At 58.5% G+C, this 16,776-nt stretch carries 17 protein-coding genes; 5 read left to right on the top strand and 12 right to left on the bottom strand.

Annotation, left to right across the window (positions count from 1 at the left end; all coding sequences use genetic code 11):
• Positions 1-128: 128 nt before the first annotated feature.
• Positions 129-1,163: a fatty acid desaturase gene (locus F0155_RS09275; protein ID WP_150524205.1), complete on the top strand. Its 1,035-nt coding sequence runs from the start codon at positions 129-131 to the stop codon at positions 1,161-1,163.
• A gap of 84 nt (positions 1,164-1,247) precedes the next feature.
• Here the strand turns inward: F0155_RS09275 and F0155_RS09270 are convergent, their stop codons facing one another.
• The 9 genes from F0155_RS09270 to ccmA form a co-directional block, all read right to left on the bottom strand.
• Positions 1,248-1,931: an HAD family hydrolase gene (locus F0155_RS09270; protein WP_150524204.1), complete on the bottom strand. Its 684-nt coding sequence runs from the start codon at positions 1,929-1,931 to the stop codon at positions 1,248-1,250.
• Entirely contained in the window at positions 1,918-2,736 is an 819-nt protein-coding gene (locus F0155_RS09265; RefSeq protein WP_208999205.1) for a carbohydrate ABC transporter permease, read from the bottom strand. Before F0155_RS09265 ends, F0155_RS09270 begins: the two co-directional genes overlap by 14 nt.
• Before the next feature lie 11 nt (positions 2,737-2,747).
• Positions 2,748-3,635: a cation diffusion facilitator family transporter gene (locus F0155_RS09260; RefSeq protein WP_150524202.1), complete on the bottom strand. Its 888-nt coding sequence runs from the start codon at positions 3,633-3,635 to the stop codon at positions 2,748-2,750.
• A 103-nt stretch (positions 3,636-3,738) separates the two neighbouring features.
• Complete coding sequence (locus F0155_RS09255) at positions 3,739-4,509, bottom strand: DUF1223 domain-containing protein (RefSeq protein ID WP_150524201.1); 771 nt, start codon at positions 4,507-4,509, stop codon at positions 3,739-3,741.
• A 124-nt stretch (positions 4,510-4,633) separates the two neighbouring features.
• Complete coding sequence (locus F0155_RS09250; protein WP_150524200.1) at positions 4,634-5,251, bottom strand: DsbE family thiol:disulfide interchange protein; 618 nt, start codon at positions 5,249-5,251, stop codon at positions 4,634-4,636.
• Positions 5,248-5,430, bottom strand: a complete 183-nt coding sequence (gene ccmD, locus F0155_RS09245; RefSeq protein WP_150524199.1) for a heme exporter protein CcmD — start codon at positions 5,428-5,430, stop codon at positions 5,248-5,250. The genes F0155_RS09250 and ccmD overlap by 4 nt, the downstream gene beginning before the upstream one ends.
• Positions 5,431-5,433: 3 nt before the next feature.
• Positions 5,434-6,201, bottom strand: a complete 768-nt coding sequence (locus F0155_RS09240) for a heme ABC transporter permease (RefSeq protein ID WP_150524198.1) — start codon at positions 6,199-6,201, stop codon at positions 5,434-5,436.
• Positions 6,202-6,305: 104 nt separating this feature from the next.
• Complete coding sequence (ccmB, locus tag F0155_RS09235) at positions 6,306-6,965, bottom strand: heme exporter protein CcmB (protein WP_208999212.1); 660 nt, start codon at positions 6,963-6,965, stop codon at positions 6,306-6,308.
• Positions 6,966-6,973: 8 nt separating this feature from the next.
• Complete coding sequence (ccmA, locus tag F0155_RS09230; protein WP_150524196.1) at positions 6,974-7,624, bottom strand: heme ABC exporter ATP-binding protein CcmA; 651 nt, start codon at positions 7,622-7,624, stop codon at positions 6,974-6,976.
• Positions 7,625-7,849: 225 nt separating this feature from the next.
• On the opposite strand from ccmA, the gene queC reads away from it, so the two are divergent.
• Genes queC through queF form a run of 4 tightly spaced genes read left to right on the top strand, consistent with a single transcriptional unit; the run spans position 7,850 to position 10,113 of the window.
• Positions 7,850-8,539 (top strand): 7-cyano-7-deazaguanine synthase QueC, encoded by a 690-nt coding sequence (gene queC / locus F0155_RS09225; RefSeq protein ID WP_192913791.1) that lies wholly within the window; start codon positions 7,850-7,852, stop codon positions 8,537-8,539.
• Positions 8,532-8,906, top strand: coding sequence for a 6-pyruvoyl trahydropterin synthase family protein (locus F0155_RS09220; RefSeq protein WP_150524195.1), 375 nt, complete (start codon positions 8,532-8,534; stop codon positions 8,904-8,906). The genes queC and F0155_RS09220 overlap by 8 nt, the downstream gene beginning before the upstream one ends.
• Positions 8,899-9,642 carry a 7-carboxy-7-deazaguanine synthase QueE gene (gene queE / locus F0155_RS09215; protein ID WP_150524194.1) on the top strand — a complete coding sequence of 248 codons (744 nt, stop codon included), beginning with the start codon at positions 8,899-8,901 and terminating at the stop codon, positions 9,640-9,642. The genes F0155_RS09220 and queE overlap by 8 nt, the downstream gene beginning before the upstream one ends.
• Before the next feature lie 3 nt (positions 9,643-9,645).
• Positions 9,646-10,113, top strand: a complete 468-nt coding sequence (queF, locus tag F0155_RS09210; protein WP_150524193.1) for a preQ(1) synthase — start codon at positions 9,646-9,648, stop codon at positions 10,111-10,113.
• A gap of 841 nt (positions 10,114-10,954) precedes the next feature.
• Here the strand turns inward: queF and F0155_RS09205 are convergent.
• From F0155_RS09205 to acnA, 3 genes are all read right to left on the bottom strand, one after another.
• Entirely contained in the window at positions 10,955-11,242 is a 288-nt protein-coding gene (locus F0155_RS09205; RefSeq protein ID WP_150524192.1) for a GIY-YIG nuclease family protein, read from the bottom strand.
• 517 nt (positions 11,243-11,759) lie between these two features.
• Positions 11,760-13,751, bottom strand: coding sequence for an autotransporter domain-containing protein (locus F0155_RS09200; protein WP_161599783.1), 1,992 nt, complete (start codon positions 13,749-13,751; stop codon positions 11,760-11,762).
• Between the two features lie 296 nt (positions 13,752-14,047).
• Positions 14,048-16,723 carry an aconitate hydratase AcnA gene (acnA, locus tag F0155_RS09195; protein ID WP_150524190.1) on the bottom strand — a complete coding sequence of 892 codons (2,676 nt, stop codon included), beginning with the start codon at positions 16,721-16,723 and terminating at the stop codon, positions 14,048-14,050.
• Positions 16,724-16,776: the final 53 nt, after the last annotated feature.

The following is a 16,776-nucleotide window of genomic DNA, read 5'->3' as shown; positions in this document are numbered from 1 at the left end:
GATTAAGCACATTTGTTACGTGCGGCATCCGGAAGCATTTGCTAAATCATTTCTAACGGGTATGCGTTAGAGACTGCGGCGTGAGCATTTTATATGCAAGGTCCGCTGATGAATGGCGGTGCATCAAGATGCTGAATCTTCCTGAAACGACCAAAATCGAGCGAGAGACACGCGATGCGCGTGACTGGGTGAGAGTCCTGGCCGCCTATCGCGAGCCGAGTTCCTGGCGCAGTTCCTTTGAACTGGCCGTTACAATAGGCCCCTTCCTTGCTCTTTGGATTTTGGCCTGGTGGTCGCTTGGTGTCAGTTATTGGCTGACATTCGGCATTTCCCTTGTGAACGGCGCTTTCCTGCTGCGCCTTTTTGCGATCCAGCATGATTGCGGGCACGGTGCGTTCTTCAAGAACAAGAATGTCAGTGATTGGCTTGGCCGGGTGATCGGTATTCTTACCCTGACACCTTATGACGTCTGGCGGCGTGCCCACGCAATCCACCACGGGTCAGCCGGAAATCTCGGGCGGCGCGGGCTGGGAGATATCAATACCCTCACTGTGGAGGAATATCGCGCGCTCAAGCCGCTGAACCGAATTCTCTATCGGCTTTATCGCAATCCGATCGTGTTGTTTGGCCTTGGTCCGGGGTACATGTTCCTACTGGAATACAGGTTGCCGCTGGGCCTGACCGAGCATGCGCGCTACTGGATCAGCGCAATGGCCACAAATGCGGGCATCTTCCTCGCATTGGGCACGATTTTCTATTTTGGCGGGCTGATGCCAATCCTGCTGATTTTCCTGCCATCCACGCTGCTGGCTGCTACGGCCGGTGTGTGGCTATTCTACGTCCAGCACCAGTTCGAAACAACGCAATGGGAGCAGGAAGAGGACTGGCAGCTGCATGATGCCGCGTTGCATGGCAGTTCATACTACGTTCTGCCTCCGGTGCTGCAGTGGCTGACGGCGAATATCGGCATCCACCATGTGCATCATCTTTACAGCCGAATACCGTTCTATCGACTGCCGGAAGTCCTGCGCGACCATTGCGAGTTGGCGAAAATCAACCGCATGACGATCATAGAAAGCCTCAAGACCGTACGCTTGAGTCTATGGGATGCAAAGGCCCGGCGGCTCATTGCCTTCTCGGATCTGAAGGCTTTGCCTACCTGATACGCGTTGGTTTCACGACTTGCTGAAACGGGGGCTTTGAGCCCCCGTTTTTCGTTTGATCTAGTTGCTGTGCGCCGAACCGGTTCAGGCCAAAGCCGCTGCCATGGCGTGGTGACTGTCAAACACGCGGCTGGCTCCGGCAGCCTTCAGGTGATGGCCAAGGGCCTCGTCAGCATGGCCACCTCCGGTAAAGCCCCAGACGTCCATTCCTGCGGCAATACCGGCGAGAACACCGTTCACGCTGTCCTCGATCACGAGGCATCCGGCGGGGGCAACGCCGAGTTTTTCAGCAGAATAGAGAAACAGGTCAGGAGCCGGTTTGCCGTTTTCGACAAAGTCACCGGAATAGACGTGCCCGCCGAAATAGGAAGTGAGGTTTGTCAGCTCCAGTTTTCTGAACAGGCGCGGCGCGCTGGAAGAGGACGCGACCGCCTTGGGGCTGTCCGGTAGTCTGTCCAGCAGGGCATGTATTCCGTCAATGGCTTGAAGGTCGGCTTCTATACGGGCGTAAGCTTCGCTTGCCAGATCCGGTCCGAAGTTTTCCGGAAGGGGACCCTTGCCAAGTTTTTCATATGCCGTGGCCACTTCAATAATGAAATCCTGCGGGCGCAGACCGTTGAAAGTTTGCTGATACTCATGCCTGGAAAAATGCAGCCCGATCTCGGCAAGATGGTGCATCTCGACTTCAAGATAGATCCGTTCAGAATCCACCATTACGCCGTCGCAGTCAAAAATTACGGCGGAAAATGGAGGGTTAGTGGCTACCATCAAAAAGACCTTTCATAACCTGTCGCTGGAACAGGAGAACCAACAGAGCGGGAGGCAGAATGGATAAACAGGCGAGCATCTTGCCGGTGAGGCTGGCTTGTCCGAAATATTGCAGGCCACGCACAAGGGTGTAGCTGCTCTCATCCGAGGCCACGAGCACGGGCCACAAATACTGGTTCCAGCCGTTCACGAACATGACGATGAACAGGGCGCTTATCATCGGAACGGACATGGGCAGCAGGATGTCGACCAGGAATTTGACCGGCCCTGCACCATCAATCCGCGCGGCCTCTATGAGCGTGTCCGGGACGGATTTCAGATACTGGATGAAAAAGAAGGTGCCGATCCCGGTTGCCGCCAGAGGCACAATCATTCCCGCAGGACTGTTGACCCAGCCGAGGCTCGCGACAATGTCATAGGTCGGCAGGAAACGGGATTCCAACGGCAGCATGATCGAGAGAAGCAACAGGCTGAAGATCGGTGTGGCAAAGGGAATTCTGAAATAGGTGAGCGCGTAGGCGGCAAGCAGCGAGCACGTGACCTTGAGAACGGCGAAACCTGTGCCGAGAATGAAGGAATTGAACGCCAACACCATGATTGTCGCGTCACCGCTTGCACCGAGCGAAGCGTTCATCAACTGCCCATAGTTGGTCAGGGCCTCAAGACCGGGAACAAACGTCAGACCACTTGGGGGCAGGCTGCCGGGCGCATGGGTGGTCGAGATTGCAAGGGCAGCGAGCGGGGCGCACATGAACACGGCGCCGGTTATCAGGATCAGGTGATCGACGAGGCTCCGGACGGTCAACGTGCGCCTCGTCACAATACGACAATCCCTGAAAGCTTGGCCTTGTGATCCGGCTCCACATGGATCGTGATCCGTGCGCCGGGAATATCTTCGCGAATGGCCGCTTCAATGCGGTCGCATATGTCATGGGCCTGATCGACGGTGAGATCACCCGGCACGACCAGGTGAAATTCGACAAAGGTCAGACGGCCGGCGATCCGCGTCTTGAGGTCATGTGCTTCCAGGGCCCCTTCACCGTGTTCGGAAATGAGGCCCCGGATTGTTTCAAGGACGTCTGAGGAGGCCGATTCATCCATCAAGCCGCTGACAGATTCCTTTGTCAGTTCCCAGCCCGACCACAGGACTGCCAGTCCGACGCAGGCCGCCAAGATGGAATCAAGCATTTGCCATCCGGTCAGGATCACGAGAATCACGCCTGCCAACACGCCAAGCGATGTCACAACGTCGGTGAAGAGATGCTTGCCATCCGCCACAAGGGCAGGTGACTGGTGGCTTTTGCCATAGTTTATCAGGAACCGGGCCCAGGCCCCGTTGACCAAGGCGGCAAATGCGTTGACGCCCACCCCTACGGGTGACCAGACAACTTCCTTTTGCTCGACAAAGCCGTGCCATGCGGCAACGAAGATCGACAGGGCTGCGAGCACAATCATCACGCCGACAAGAACGGCGGCAAAATACTCCGCCTTGTCATGGCCGTAGGGATGGTTGGAATCTGCCGGTTTGGCTGCAAACCAGACCGCAAAGACGGTCGCGACCGAGGAGGCCACATTGACGATGGTTTCAAAGGCATCGGAATAAAGCGCGACAGAGCCGGTCAGCCAATAGGCGGTGAACTTGAGACCCAGCACCAGCAAACCGACGCCAATACTGGCAAGGGCGATCCGCAGTCTGACTGTCATCAAGCGTGCTCCGTGCGTCGGCGTTCCGATATGCGCACAGGCCTAGCAGGTTTGGCGATGCAGGCAAAGGCCTGCACGCAGAAAGCGATAAGGTTTCAGCAGCTCAATTGCTTGCCATTGAAACGCTCATGATATTGGCGCCGATGATGTTGCCCGGACCGTTCGGATCGTCAACCTGCACCAGAATGGCGCACAGGTTGTTCTTGTCCTTGGTCATCTCCGATTTCGGCATTTTGAAAACCGTCTTTTCGCCGGTCCACACGCCGATGGGCTGAATGCTTTTCACCACATTGTGGTAGGTGACTTCCCGGCCCGCATTCTCTCCGCGCTGAATGGAAACCGTTTCGTGATCGCTGACCCGCAGGAGATAAATCGTTGCGCTTTCCGCACGTGACGGGAGAGTGCCGTCAACGGTCACTTCAAGGGCCATGTCGGAGTAGGTCATGTCGACATTTGCTGAAAAGCGATCCGCCTGTTTCAGCGCCCGGTCAACATCTTTCCGGCGACTTCCAACGACGTGCGTTTCCCCGTTCACGACGAGTTGCGGCGTGTAGACAGATCGATCTCCCCGCTTTGCGGCATAGGCCCGCTGGCGGTCTGAGTGTGTGCGGCTTCCAAGCGTGTCCTTCCAGCCCAGATAGTCCCAATAGTCGACGGAAAGCGTCAACGGGAGGACCGAGCTGTCCTTTGACAGCTCCTGCAGGATGCGGTCTGCCGGTGGACAGGAGGAACACCCCTGACTGGTGAAAAGTTCAGCTACGACTTTCGGGTTGGCCGCGGCGGAAACGGGGGAACCGACCACAAGGCCGAATGCCACTACACTTGTCAGCAGGGCGCCGATCAGCGTTTCGTATTTGAAAGATGTCGTGCTCATTGCTTCATATAGTCCCGAGTTTCTGTCATCAAACTGTAGTTAACGGGGACTTCAATAGCGAGTCACGAGCAGGTGAAACGGGGCCGATCACCAACTCGTAATCGAGCCTGTTCGCATGCACGGCCTAGTCTCCGTTTGGAGACGCCAGCACCTTGTCGAGCTGGGGAAGGAATTCTTCTTCATACGATTTGGGAGACAGCGGGCCGATATATTTGTACCGGATCGTTCCGGTTGCATCGACGATGAAGGTCTCGGGAATACCGTAGACGCCCCATTCGATTGCGGCACGGCCCTTCGGGTCGGAGCCGACCCGGTTATATGGGTTGCCAAGTGTGCCGAGAAATCGTCGGGCGTTTTCCGGCTTGTCCTTGTAGTTGACGCCGAACATCTGGAAGCCGTCGCGTTTGGCAAGGTCTTCCAGAAGCGGGTGCTCCTGACGGCAGGGCGCGCACCAGGATGCGAAGACGTTGACGATGGTGACCTTGCCCATCATGTCCGCCTTGCTGAAGCCGGGCAGCTGGGTTCCGTCCTGGACAAGATCCTCGACAGGCGGCAGCGTGGTATCCGGGGCAGGGCGACCGATCAGGGCAGAGGGGATCTTGCTCGGATCATTGCCCATGGTCAGCTGAAACAGGAACAGGGCCGCCAGCGCGGCGAATATGATTACCGGAAGCAGGACGAGAACCGGAATACGGCGCTTTGGTTCAGCTGCCTGTGCGGGAGTAGGTGCCTGATCGCTCATGATGCGTTCTGTTTGTTGCTTGCGCGGGTAATGCCCTGATCCTCAAGTTCCTTGAGGGCTGCATTCAGCTGGGCACGGTCGATCAGGACCCAGCCGATCACGGCAGCCACCACGGAAAAGGTGATGATGTAACAGGCTACGATGAAACCGGCATGCGGTCCGAGGTCAAAGGGATCCATGAATTACTCCGCAGCCTGCGTCGATGCTGTTGCGGCTGCCGGGCGGGCACTTGCCGCAGCCTTCTGGCGCATGGACCGCACACGCCTGCGCAGGATTTCATTGCGCATGGCCATCAGGTGAAGGGTGAAGAACAGAAGCGTGAAAGCCAGCGCCATCACCAGCAGCGGGATCAGCATGTCCGGATGGATTGTCGGGCCATCGAGCCGCATCACGCTGGCAGGCTGATGCAGCGTGTTCCACCAGTCGACGGAGAATTTGATGATCGGCAGGTTGAGCGCGCCAACCAGTGTCAGCACGGCTGCTGCCTTTCCTGCCTTGATCGGGTCTTCCATCGTGCGCCAGAGCGCCATCAGGCCCAGATACATGATGAAGAGCACCAGAACAGAGGTCAGTCTGGCGTCCCACACCCAGTAGGTGCCCCACATGGGCTTGCCCCAGAGCGATCCGGTGATCAGCGAGATGAAGGTGAAGGCGGCACCCAGCGGGGCGGCAGACTTGGCGGAGACATCTGCCAGCGGATGTTTCCAGACCAGAGTACCGATCGACGACAGGGTCATGACCGAATAGCACATCATCGCAAGCCAGGCCGCCGGAACATGGATGAACATGATCCGGACCGTATCGCCCTGCTGATAGTCCTCGGGGGCCATGAAGAAGCTCTTGTAGAGCCCGATTGCAAACGCGATTGCGCACGCGCCGATGAGCCACGGCAAAACGCGGTCGGTCAGGCGCATGAAGCGCGTCGGATTAGCGAAGTCCCAAAATGCCATAGAACCGTTCTAAGCTAGCGGAGAGTTTCATTCAATGGACACGGCGCCGCATCCTTTTCATTGCGCCTAATCAATCGCTAAACACGATCACTTGCAATTCACAATCAATCGCTTGCAAAGCGCAGGGCCGTTGCGGATGCGAAGGGACCGATGACTGCAGCGATCAGCGACAGGGCGCAGAGGATCAGGAACGGGGTCAGGAACGGGACCGGATCATGGATGGCGGCATCCGCCGAGCTCACGCCGAAAATCAGCACCGGGATCGCGAGGGGTATGACCAGAACTGCCATCAGCAATCCGCCACGCCTGAGCGTGACCGTCAAGGATGCCCCGATTGCGCCGATCAGGGTGAGCGCAGGCGTGCCGACCAGCAGGGTCAGGGTGACCGCGCCGATGGCAACCGGATCAAGGTTCAGGAAGATGGCAAACACGGGCGCGGCCAGCACAAGAGGCAAGCCGGTTGCCATCCAGTGGGCGAGGCATTTCACCAGAACCACCAGTTCCATTGAGCGGCCGGACATCAGGATGAGGTCCAGAGCGCCATCATCTCGGTCGGCCTGAAACAGCCGGTCCAACCCGAGAAGCGTGGCGAGCAGCGCGCCGATCCACAAGATGGCCGGGCCGATGCGGGCCAAAAGGTTCAGGTCCGGACCAACGCCAAAGGGGATGACAGTGACCACGGCAAGGAAGAACAGGACGCCGACGACGCCGCTGCCGCCCACGCGGACGGCCAAACGGAGTTCCCGGAGAAAGAGTGCTGACACCCACCCGTTCATGCTGTTTCCTCCGGCTCTGAGGGGGCCGTATCCAGATGCAGCTTTTGCATCGGCGTCAGGGCGAGGGGGGTGTGTGTTGCTGTCACGATCATGCCGCCATGGGCAAGATGCGAGTTCATCAGTCCCAACAAGGTGGCTTCCGACTTGGTGTCGAGAGCGGAGGTCGGTTCATCCATCAGCCATATGGGGCGCGGCGTCACCAACAGGCGGGCCAGTGAAAGGCGGCGTTTTTGTCCTGCCGAAAGATAAGCGGCGGGCAAGCGGGCTGTGTGACCAATGCCCAACAAATCCAGTGCTTCCAATGGCCGAATGGTTCCGGCTGCAAAGCTCTCCGGTGTCGCTGGTGCAGAAAAATCACGCCAGAAGGCAAGGTTTTCCTGAACGGAGAGGGCCGGTTTGACCGCATCCTGATGGCCGAAATAGTGGGTGTGTTCGAAGGGTGTCAGATCGGTCTCACCGCCCTCCAGACGCAAGGTGCCTTCCATCAACGAGACGAGGCCTGCCAGCGTGCGCAGGAGAGAGGATTTTCCAACCCCGTTTGGTCCGGTCACCACAAGCGCGGTACCACCGGACAAGGTGAAGGACAGTCCTTCAAAGACCCTACGGTCCCCGCGATCGACGGCCAAATTTTCAGCGATGAGTTCCAGAACAGCCCCCGGGCACTTGTATGGTTCAGCCTTGTTAGTTCGTGAAGCGCTTGATTGGCAAGGGGCTATTCACCTGCCTTGATGCGGGGGGCGTTCAACTTTGCCTGTTCATCATGGACAGTGTTTGCAATTGCATTTTGGTCCCTGATCGCTAAAAAGGCCCGTCCGCATCTGCGGAAGCCGGTCGCAGCCTACCCGGTTCTAGCGAAAACAAGGGTCAAAAACTTGAAAACACTCGTTGTCTGTTCCGGCGGAATGGATTCCGTCACCCTTGCGCACAAGGTGCACAAGGAAAATGAGCTCCTTGCGCTCCTCTCCTTTGACTATGGCCAACGCCACCGGAAGGAACTGGACTGCGCAAAACACTGCGCTGACGGTCTCGGCGTTGAACATATCCTCATCGATATTTCCGGCATTGGCGCCAAGCTGACAGGATCGGCCCTGACCGATGATGTTGCAGTGCCTGACGGGCATTATGCCGAGGAGACCATGAAGATCACGGTGGTTCCCAATCGCAACGCCATCATGCTGACGATTGCGTTTGGCATTGCGGCGGCTCGTGGTGCCGATGCAGTTGCCGCTGCGGTTCATGGCGGGGATCACTTCATCTATCCCGATTGCCGCCCCGGCTTTGTCGAGGCTTTCGAGACCATGCAGCGCCATGCGCTGGAGGGCATGAACGACATTCGGCTCTATACGCCGTTCGTTGGCTCCTCCAAGGGAGACATCGCTGCGGAAAGTGCTCGCCTTGGTGTCGATCACTCCCGGAGCTGGTCCTGCTACAAGGGCGGCGAGATCCATTGCGGACGTTGCGGTACCTGCGTGGAGCGGCGCGAGGCCTTTCATCTGGCTGGTGCGCCCGACCCGACCGAATACGCGGATCCGGATTTCTGGAAGGCGGCCTGCAATGTTTAGGATCTGGAAGGAGTTTCACTTCTCCGCCTCCCATCAGCTCTTTGGCCTTGCCGAAGATCACCCATGTGCTCGCCTGCACGGTCATAACTATGTTGTCGAGGTGGAGCTTGCATCCGAAGAGCTCGACAATGTCGGCTTCGTGCGGGACTACCGCGAGCTTGGGGCCTTCAAGACATATATCGACGACACGTTGGACCATCGTCACCTGAACGACATTCTCGGCGATGATGGCGTGACCGCAGAGCGCATGGCCAAGCATTTTCACGACTGGTGCAAGGCGCGCTGGCCGGAAGTTGTGGCTGTTCGTGTGCGCGAAACCCCGAAGACCTGTGCGGAATATCGTCCGAGACGGTGCCGCCATGGCTGACTCTTCCGTTCTGGAGCGTGCAATCCGCATCAGCGAGATCTTTGGGCCGACCATTCAGGGTGAAGGGGCTCTGGTCGGCAAGCCGACCGTCTTTGTTCGCACGGGCGGCTGCGACTACCGCTGCTCCTGGTGCGATACGCTGCATGCCGTCGACACCGAATATCGCCATGACTGGAAGCCGATGACGGCTGCCGAGATTTTTGCGCAAGTTGAAGAGCTGTCCAGGGGAGTGCCACTGACCATCTCCCTGTCCGGCGGCAATCCGGCCATTCAGCCGCTCGGGGGCCTGATCGCGCTTGGCAAGGCGAAGGGCTATGAATTCGCGCTGGAAACGCAGGGTAGCGTGGTCAAGGACTGGTTTGCCGAGCTGGATGTTTTGACCCTTAGCCCCAAGCCGCCGTCGAGCGCCATGGAGACCGATCTTGCGCTTCTGGATGCGTGCGTTGCGGCGGCTGGTCCTTCCACCCGAACGGCCTTGAAGTTTCCTGTCATGGACGAGGCGGACTATGCCTTTGCACGGGAGATTTCTGCCCGCTATCCGCAGCTTCCGGTCTATCTGCAGCCGGTCAACCACACACCGCCGCCGCCCGATGCGGAAGATGCGGCGATCGATCTTTCCGGCATCATGGACCGCATGCGCTGGCTGATTGACCGCGCCATGTCCGATCGCTGGTATTCTGCAACCATTCTGCCCCAGCTGCATGTGCTGATCTGGGGCAACTTGAGGGGAGTTTGACCCGTGAGTGATCAATCGATCTATCAGAACCTGACCCAGCTGGGCGCATCCACCGAGTTGCCGCAGCGCCCGGAAGATGCGGTGCTGGAGAAGGTGCCGAACCCGCAGGCCGGAACCGGTTACATGGTGCGCTTCGTTGCGCCGGAATTTACCTCGCTGTGCCCGATCACCGGTGCGCCGGATTTTGCGCATCTGGTGATTGACTATGTTCCGCGCGACTTTCTGGTGGAGAGTAAGTCGCTGAAGCTGTTTCTCGGGTCTTTCCGCAATCACGGGGCCTTTCACGAGGACTGCACGGTCTCCATCGGCAAGCGGCTGGTGGAACTCCTCGATCCCCAGTGGTTTCGCATCGGCGGTTACTGGTATCCGCGCGGCGGCATTCCGATCGATGTCTTCTACCAGACCGGCCCGGCCCCGGAAGGCGTCTGGATCCCCGAACAGGGTGTTGCGCCTTATCGCGGGCGCGGGTGATTTTTCTTTTGGGCAAACACACGTAGCGCCGCGAGGAAATCCTGCGGCGGTACGACATTTGGCCCCTTGAAAAGCCAAGGGAGTGGCAAGACGCGAAGGCGTTGCCCGCGCGTTGTGTCAAAAACAATTTTCGGCTCGGCCTTCACGCCTTGCCCGGGTTATTTCTCATGGTACCCTGACCCGATCCATTGAACAGACATTTGGGTTTTGTCCAAACCCCCGCAACATGCCCTTCATGGTCGCGCTCGCCACGCGAGACTGCGGTTCCCGCGATAAGCACCAGCGGACCTGCCAGAAGAGCTTCGTTACCTCTCTTCCCCAGCCCCACCCGTCCTGCCCCGCCTCAACGGTCGGTCCTTCAAGTGCCCTTGCGAGCAGGCACGCCCCTCATATGGGACTGAATTCCTATCTGCGCATAAGTTTATTTGTGGTGCGGAAAGATGATTGTTTTCAGGAGGATAGGAAAGTGTGGTGGAGGATAAGGAGGGGAGCGGGGGTGGGAACCATGGCTCTTGATCGATTTGGAATAATGGCAACATCTCGCCACACGCTCTTTCGGTCACCCCGGCCCCCGAGCCGGGGTCTATTGAAACCGCTGAACGTGGGATGGGGGAGGTCGCTTGCCGCGGGACAGGTGACTGACCGGGCGCTTGTGCCATGCGGACGGCCATATTGGATCCCCGCTCGCAGGCGGGGATGACGGTTTGAACTTGTCGCAAAAATTTAACTGAAACCTGCTCTATCGAGTGTCCGAGCACGTTCTTTCGGTACACTCAAATTGTCATCCCCGACTTGGTCGGGGATCCATTGAATTCCAGAGACCTTACGACCCAAATACGATCTATCTGTTCAGGTCTTCGTAGAGGTCTTCCCAGTCCGGATTGAATGCTTCAATGGCCTGTATTTTCCAGGCGCGGTTCCAGCGTTTCAGACGTTTCTCGCGCGCAATGGCCTCTTCAGGACTGCCGAATGTTTCGTAATAAACAAGCCTCGTTACGCCATGTTGTCGAGTGAAGCCGTCAGCCTGCTTCTCTCGATGCTCGTGCACACGCCGCGCCAGATCATTGGTCACGCCGACATACAGCGTACCACGCTGGCGGCTGGCGAGAATGTAAATGTAATACGCCATAATTCCACTGTTAGTGGCAATGGATCCCCGGTCAAGCCGGGGATGACAAGCAGAGCAAGTGGTCGGTGGTACGCTTTGTCCGGAAACGAAGTGGAGCACTGCCTTGCCGCTCCCCCATACCGTCACCCCGGCCTCCGAGCCGGGGTCCATTGAAACCGTTCGGCGTGAGGTGGGGCACGGAGTTTGCCGCCGGGATGTCTATTCAGGCGCTTGTGCCATGCGGACGGGCATATTGGATCCCCGGTCAAGCCGGGGATGACGCTCAGTGCGTGTGGTTGGTGGTGTGCTTTGTCCGGGAATTGAAGTGGAGCACTGCCTTCCCACTCCCCCATACAGTCACCCCGGCCCCCGAGCCGGGGTCTATTGAAAACGTTAAGCTTGGGATAGGGCAGGGAGTGTGCCGCCGGCTTTTATGTATTCCAGTTCGACCTCGGTATCGGTGCGGCAGAGGCATTTGATGGTTTTGCTCGAGCCGTCCGCAAGGGTCGGCGATAAGCCGACCCTTCTGGGTACTTCTTCAGAACGGCAGCTTGAACGAGGCTTCGGCGGCGATGCCTTCAAAGCCGTTGCTGTTGATCGTGGTGTTGGCCGCCAGCGAGAGGATGCCCTTGCCGGTTGTGCGGGACGCGGAAAGGCCCAGTGTGCCCCAGGTCTGGATCGGGCGTTCCACTTCCCAGATGCCAAGGCTGCTGGCCGATGAGCCGAGGCCGATTTCCAGATCATCCGTGTTGAAGTCATGCTCCAGCGTCGCCGAGGCGAGGAAGGACCAATCCGGCAGCGACTTTGGCGCGAATGCGACGCCAAATCCGGCGCTGATGCGATTGGACGTGTAGTCTGTGTCGCCAAAGGCAAGGCTCGCCGCACCGGTCTTTTCCGCATAACCTTCAACCGTCAGCTGTTCCGTGGTGAACGCCAGCGACGGCAGAACGGAAATTTCGGTGGTCACAGGCACATTCGCGCCAATGCCAGCCCGGAAGAAATAGCCATAGCCTTCCGTGCTGCCGGTGAATTTCTCGGCCCGGGGGCCAAGATTGAACTCGCGGGTGATTTCCCGATAATCGGTCAGGTTCGCGCCGCCGGCAACCGACAGGTAGATCGTGTCGGTCAGAGACTGGACGCCATAAACTGCGCCGGAGAAGGTCCAGCTGTCGAACTCGCCATGGCCGCTATCGAATTCCTTCTGGCTGCCGCCGGAGCCGACCGACGCCCCAACCAGCGTGCTGTTGGTCAGCATGACATCGACACCGGCCTGAACTTCTTCGGACGGACCGGTGACATCAGGCGCCAGATTATCGGACGAATAGTTTTGGTAGCTCAGCCGGGTTGTTCCATAGACCCGGTAAGAGCCTTCCTGACGACGTTCCAGCGCGCCTTCGCTGTTTTGCTCGAAGAACGCAGTGCTGTTCAGCCGGTTTTCCATGAAGCTGCGGTGCTGGCGGATGGTTGCCTGCGTCGAAAGGGCCATAGCAGCATTTTGATAGGCAGCCGTGATCGTGCCCATCAGCGCCTGCGAGAGGATCTGGTGAGCGGTGGCTGTTGGGTGGATGTCGTCGGCAAAGATGTACTGGCTGGTATCGCCGACCGTGTTGACGCCTTGAAGGCAGGTCAGGCTGGACCCGGTGCAGGCCTTGGCGGTCGCCGCGTTCGGGGCATTGAAGCCATAGGCGGTCGGGTTGGCGATGATTGCCCCGAGAAGGCGGGAGGAATCGAACACAATCGCCCGGCTGGATGACAATCCGCTGGAGAGCGTGGTGTTGAAGGCTGACTGCAGGGAGCGCAGCAGCAGGCCTGCGGAAGAGCTGGCGCCACCAAGCGAGGCGCCATAGGGCGTTGCCGTCACATCGGGAATGGTCAGCACGATGATGTTCTTTGCGCCAGCTGCTGTCAGGCGATCAATCCCCGCCTTCAGCTGGGTGGCTGCGGTTGCCATGTTTGCTGCTGCTGCGTCCGGGGTAATCGTCCCGCCGCTGACCAGCGTTGCCTGGGTCAGGAGGTCGTTTGCCCCGCCCCAGAGCATGACCAGATCATTTTCTGCAAACGAGCTGGTGCTGGCCAGCATCCGGTCGATCTGGGTCAGGATCGGCGTGGTGGTGATGCCGTTGGTGGGATTATAGGTCGCGCCGAGTTCGGCCACCCGTGAACCGCCTTCGGCATAATTCGTTCCGCCAAGAATTTGCTGTGGCAGTCCGGGAACCGAGTAGGCGTTGTTGGAGATGGTGAAGCCGAAGGACTTGGCCAGATATTCCGCATAGGTCAGCGCGGAGCCGTCGGCGGCATTGGCGGTGAAGCGATAATTCGTGGTAGAGGGAAATACCCCTCCGGATGCGGCAATGGCAGCCTGTGTGTAGGTGCCGCCGTCACTCAGGCTATCCCCGACCACAAAGATCCGGCCAACGGCCTGTTCTGCCTGTGCCGCGGTTCCGCCTGCTGCTGCCAATACTGTTCCGGCCAGCAAGACAGCCTTCTGCAGTCGCCCGAACCGACGACCTGCTCCCAACTTTTTACGCATTCCACCCCATCCCGTTGAACTTTTGTTCTTCTTGTCCGCCATGCCCGTAATCCCTTCGTGGGCGTGACCTTTACGTAAGAAGGAGGTTGGTCCGTAAACTGACGTAGAGTCAATAAGCCCGGACGTGTGGTCGCATTTTCGCTTTTTGGCGTCTGCATTCGGGGCTGAAATGGGAGCATTGCGGGGGATTCCCGATCAAGTCGGGAATGGCGTGCGGAGCGAGTGATTTGCCGAACGAACAAAAAACGGGCGCCTTTCGGCACCCGCTCTTGTTCTTCCGAAACTTTCAGAAAACCTCACCCGGCCACGAGGTTCCTGAGAACATAGTGCAGGATGCCGCCGGCTTTGATGTATTCCAGTTCGTCTTCGGTATCGACGCGGCAGAGGCATTCGATGACCTTGGTTGAACCGTCCGCATAGGTGACCTCGACATTCATCATCTGGCGCGGCTGGATGTCGGCAATGCCCTTGATGGTGACGCGTTCGGTGCCCTCGATGCCGTGGGACTGCCAGCTTTCGCCGTCCTTGAAGGTGAGCGGGATGACGCCCATACCGACGAGGTTGGAGCGGTGGATGCGTTCAAAGGACTGGGCGATGACGGCACGCACGCCCAGAAGCTTCGTGCCCTTGGCCGCCCAGTCGCGCGAGGAACCGGTGCCGTATTCCTTGCCGGCAAAGACGACCAGCGGCGTGCCTGCGGCCTGATACTCCATGCAGGCGTCATGGATCCATTTCTTTTCGCCGTCCTTCATGGTGACGCCGCCTTCAACGCCCGGAACCATCTGGTTTTTGATGCGGATATTGGCGAAGGTGCCGCGCATCATGACCTGATGGTTGCCGCGCCGCGCGCCGTAGGAGTTGAAGTCCTTTTGCGCCACCTGATGTTCGGCAAGATAGGTGCCAGCCGGACTGTCGGCCTTGATGTTGCCTGCCGGGGAAATGTGGTCGGTGGTGATGCTGTCCAGAAACAGGCCCATGACCGCAGCATTTTCAATGTCGGTGAGCGGTTTCGGCTCCATGGTCATGCCCTCGAAATAGGGCGGGTTCTGAACGTAAGTTGACGAGACCGGCCAATTGTAGGTCAGGCCGCCTTCAACCTTGATCTGTTGCCATTTTTCGTCGCCCTTGAAGACGTCGCCATAACGCGAGCGGAACATTTCCTCTGTGATGGAGGAACGGATGAGGCCGGTTATTTCTTCAGTGGTTGGCCAGATGTCTTTCAGATAGACGGGATTGCCATCCCTGTCCGTTCCAAGTGCGTCCTTGGCAATGTTGATGTTGAGGTTTCCGGCGAGCGCATAGGCGACGACCAGCGGCGGAGAGGCGAGGTAATTGGCGCGCACGTCCGGATTGACGCGGCCCTCGAAATTCCGGTTGCCTGACAGGACAGAGCAGGCGATCAGATCGTTGTCGTTGATCGCTTTTGAAATTGCCGGGTCGAGCGGACCGGAATTGCCGATGCAGGTGGTGCAGCCATAGCCTGCCAACGTGAAGCCGAGCGCGTCGAGATCGTCCTGAACGCCCGCCTTTTTCAGATAATCGGTGACGACCTGCGAGCCTGGAGCCAGTGAGGTTTTGACCCACGGCTTGACGGACAGGCCCTTGGCCAGCGCGTTGCGGGCAAGAAGGCCTGCACCGATCAGAACCGACGGGTTGGAGGTGTTGGTGCAGGAGGTAATCGCGGCAATCACCACATCGCCATTGCCCAGATCATGGTCCTTGCCGTCAACAGAGACCCGCTTTGCAAGTTCACCCGCCTTCTTGAACTCGGTTTCCATGGTCTTGGCGAAACCTGTGGCCGCATCGGCCAGATTGATGCGGTCTTGCGGGCGCTTGGGGCCGGAAATGGACGGAACGACGGTGGAGATGTCGAGTTCCAGCGTGTCGGTAAATTCCGGTTCCTCGCCACCTGCGCGGTACATGCCCTGCGCCTTGGCATAGGCTTCGACAAGGGCAACACGAGCCGTGTCACGGCCGGTGGCCTGCAGATATTTCAATGTGTCGCTGTCAACGGGGAAGAAGCCGCAGGTCGCGCCATATTCGGGGGCCATGTTGGCGATGGTGGCTGCGTCTTCAAGGCTGAGATTGTCGAGGCCGGGTCCGTAGAACTCGACGAACTTTCCAACAACACCCTTCTTGCGCAGCATTTCAACAACGCGCAGCACAAGGTCGGTCGCGGTAATGCCTTCGTTCAGTTTGCCCGTCAGCTTGAAGCCGATGACTTCGGGGATCAGCATGGAGATCGGCTGGCCGAGCATGGCGGCTTCCGCCTCGATGCCGCCCACGCCCCAGCCCAGAACCGCAAGGCCGTTGACCATGGTGGTGTGACTGTCGGTGCCGACCAGCGTGTCCGGATAGGCAACGGTTTCGCCGTTTTCGTCCTTCGTCCACACTGTCTGGGCGAGGTATTCGAGGTTCACCTGATGGCAGATGCCTGTGCCCGGTGGCACGGCGCGGAAATTGTCAAAAGCCGATTGGCCCCAGCGCAGGAACTCGTAACGCTCCTGATTGCGCTCGTACTCCAGATCAACGTTCTTCTTGAACGCGTCCTGCGTGCCGAAATAGTCGATCATCACCGAGTGGTCGATGACGAGGTCGACAGGAACCAACGGGTTCACCTTTTTCGGATCACCGCCGAGTTTCACGGCTGCATCGCGCATCGCGGCCAGATCGACAACAGCGGGAACGCCGGTGAAGTCCTGCATCAACACGCGGGCAGGACGATAGGCGATCTCGTGAGTTGAGGTCCGTGTCTTCAGCCACTCGGCGCAGGCAACGATGTCTTCGCGTTTAACTGTGCGCCCGTCTTCAAAACGCAGCAGGTTTTCCAGCACGACTTTCAGTGAAAACGGGAGTTTGGAGACGCCCTCAAGACCGTTCTTCTCAGCTTCCGGAATGGAGAAATAGGTATAGGTCTTGTCACCGACGGTGAGAGTTTTCTTGCACTTGAAGCTGTCGAGAGACTGGGTCACGGGGGTGATCTCCTGCGGGTTCCTTGGGGGTCGGCATCTTGCAATGCCGATTG

This window comes from Roseibium sediminis, assembly GCF_008711325.1.
In the GTDB taxonomy this organism is placed as follows: domain Bacteria; phylum Pseudomonadota; class Alphaproteobacteria; order Rhizobiales; family Stappiaceae; genus Roseibium; species Roseibium sediminis.
Note: the sequence above shows the minus strand (reverse complement) of the source record. Positions and strands in the feature narration are given on the sequence as shown.

Excerpts from the sequence above, each read along its gene's own strand:
- F0155_RS09270 (WP_150524204.1), bottom strand. The coding sequence starts at position 1,931 with ATGGTAGCCACTAACCCTCCATTTTCCGCCGTAATTTTTGACTGCGAC.
- F0155_RS09240 (WP_150524198.1), bottom strand. The coding sequence starts at position 6,201 with ATGGCATTTTGGGACTTCGCTAATCCGACGCGCTTCATGCGCCTGACC.
- F0155_RS09205 (WP_150524192.1), bottom strand. The coding sequence starts at position 11,242 with ATGGCGTATTACATTTACATTCTCGCCAGCCGCCAGCGTGGTACGCTG.
- F0155_RS09250 (WP_150524200.1), bottom strand. The coding sequence starts at position 5,251 with ATGAGCGATCAGGCACCTACTCCCGCACAGGCAGCTGAACCAAAGCGC.
- F0155_RS09220 (WP_150524195.1), top strand. The coding sequence starts at position 8,532 with ATGTTTAGGATCTGGAAGGAGTTTCACTTCTCCGCCTCCCATCAGCTC.
- F0155_RS09260 (WP_150524202.1), bottom strand. The coding sequence starts at position 3,635 with ATGACAGTCAGACTGCGGATCGCCCTTGCCAGTATTGGCGTCGGTTTG.
- F0155_RS09200 (WP_161599783.1), bottom strand. The coding sequence starts at position 13,751 with ATGCGTAAAAAGTTGGGAGCAGGTCGTCGGTTCGGGCGACTGCAGAAG.
- F0155_RS09255 (WP_150524201.1), bottom strand. The coding sequence starts at position 4,509 with ATGAGCACGACATCTTTCAAATACGAAACGCTGATCGGCGCCCTGCTG.
- queE (WP_150524194.1), top strand. The coding sequence starts at position 8,899 with ATGGCTGACTCTTCCGTTCTGGAGCGTGCAATCCGCATCAGCGAGATC.
- F0155_RS09275 (WP_150524205.1), top strand. The coding sequence starts at position 129 with ATGCTGAATCTTCCTGAAACGACCAAAATCGAGCGAGAGACACGCGAT.
- ccmD (WP_150524199.1), bottom strand. The coding sequence starts at position 5,430 with ATGGATCCCTTTGACCTCGGACCGCATGCCGGTTTCATCGTAGCCTGT.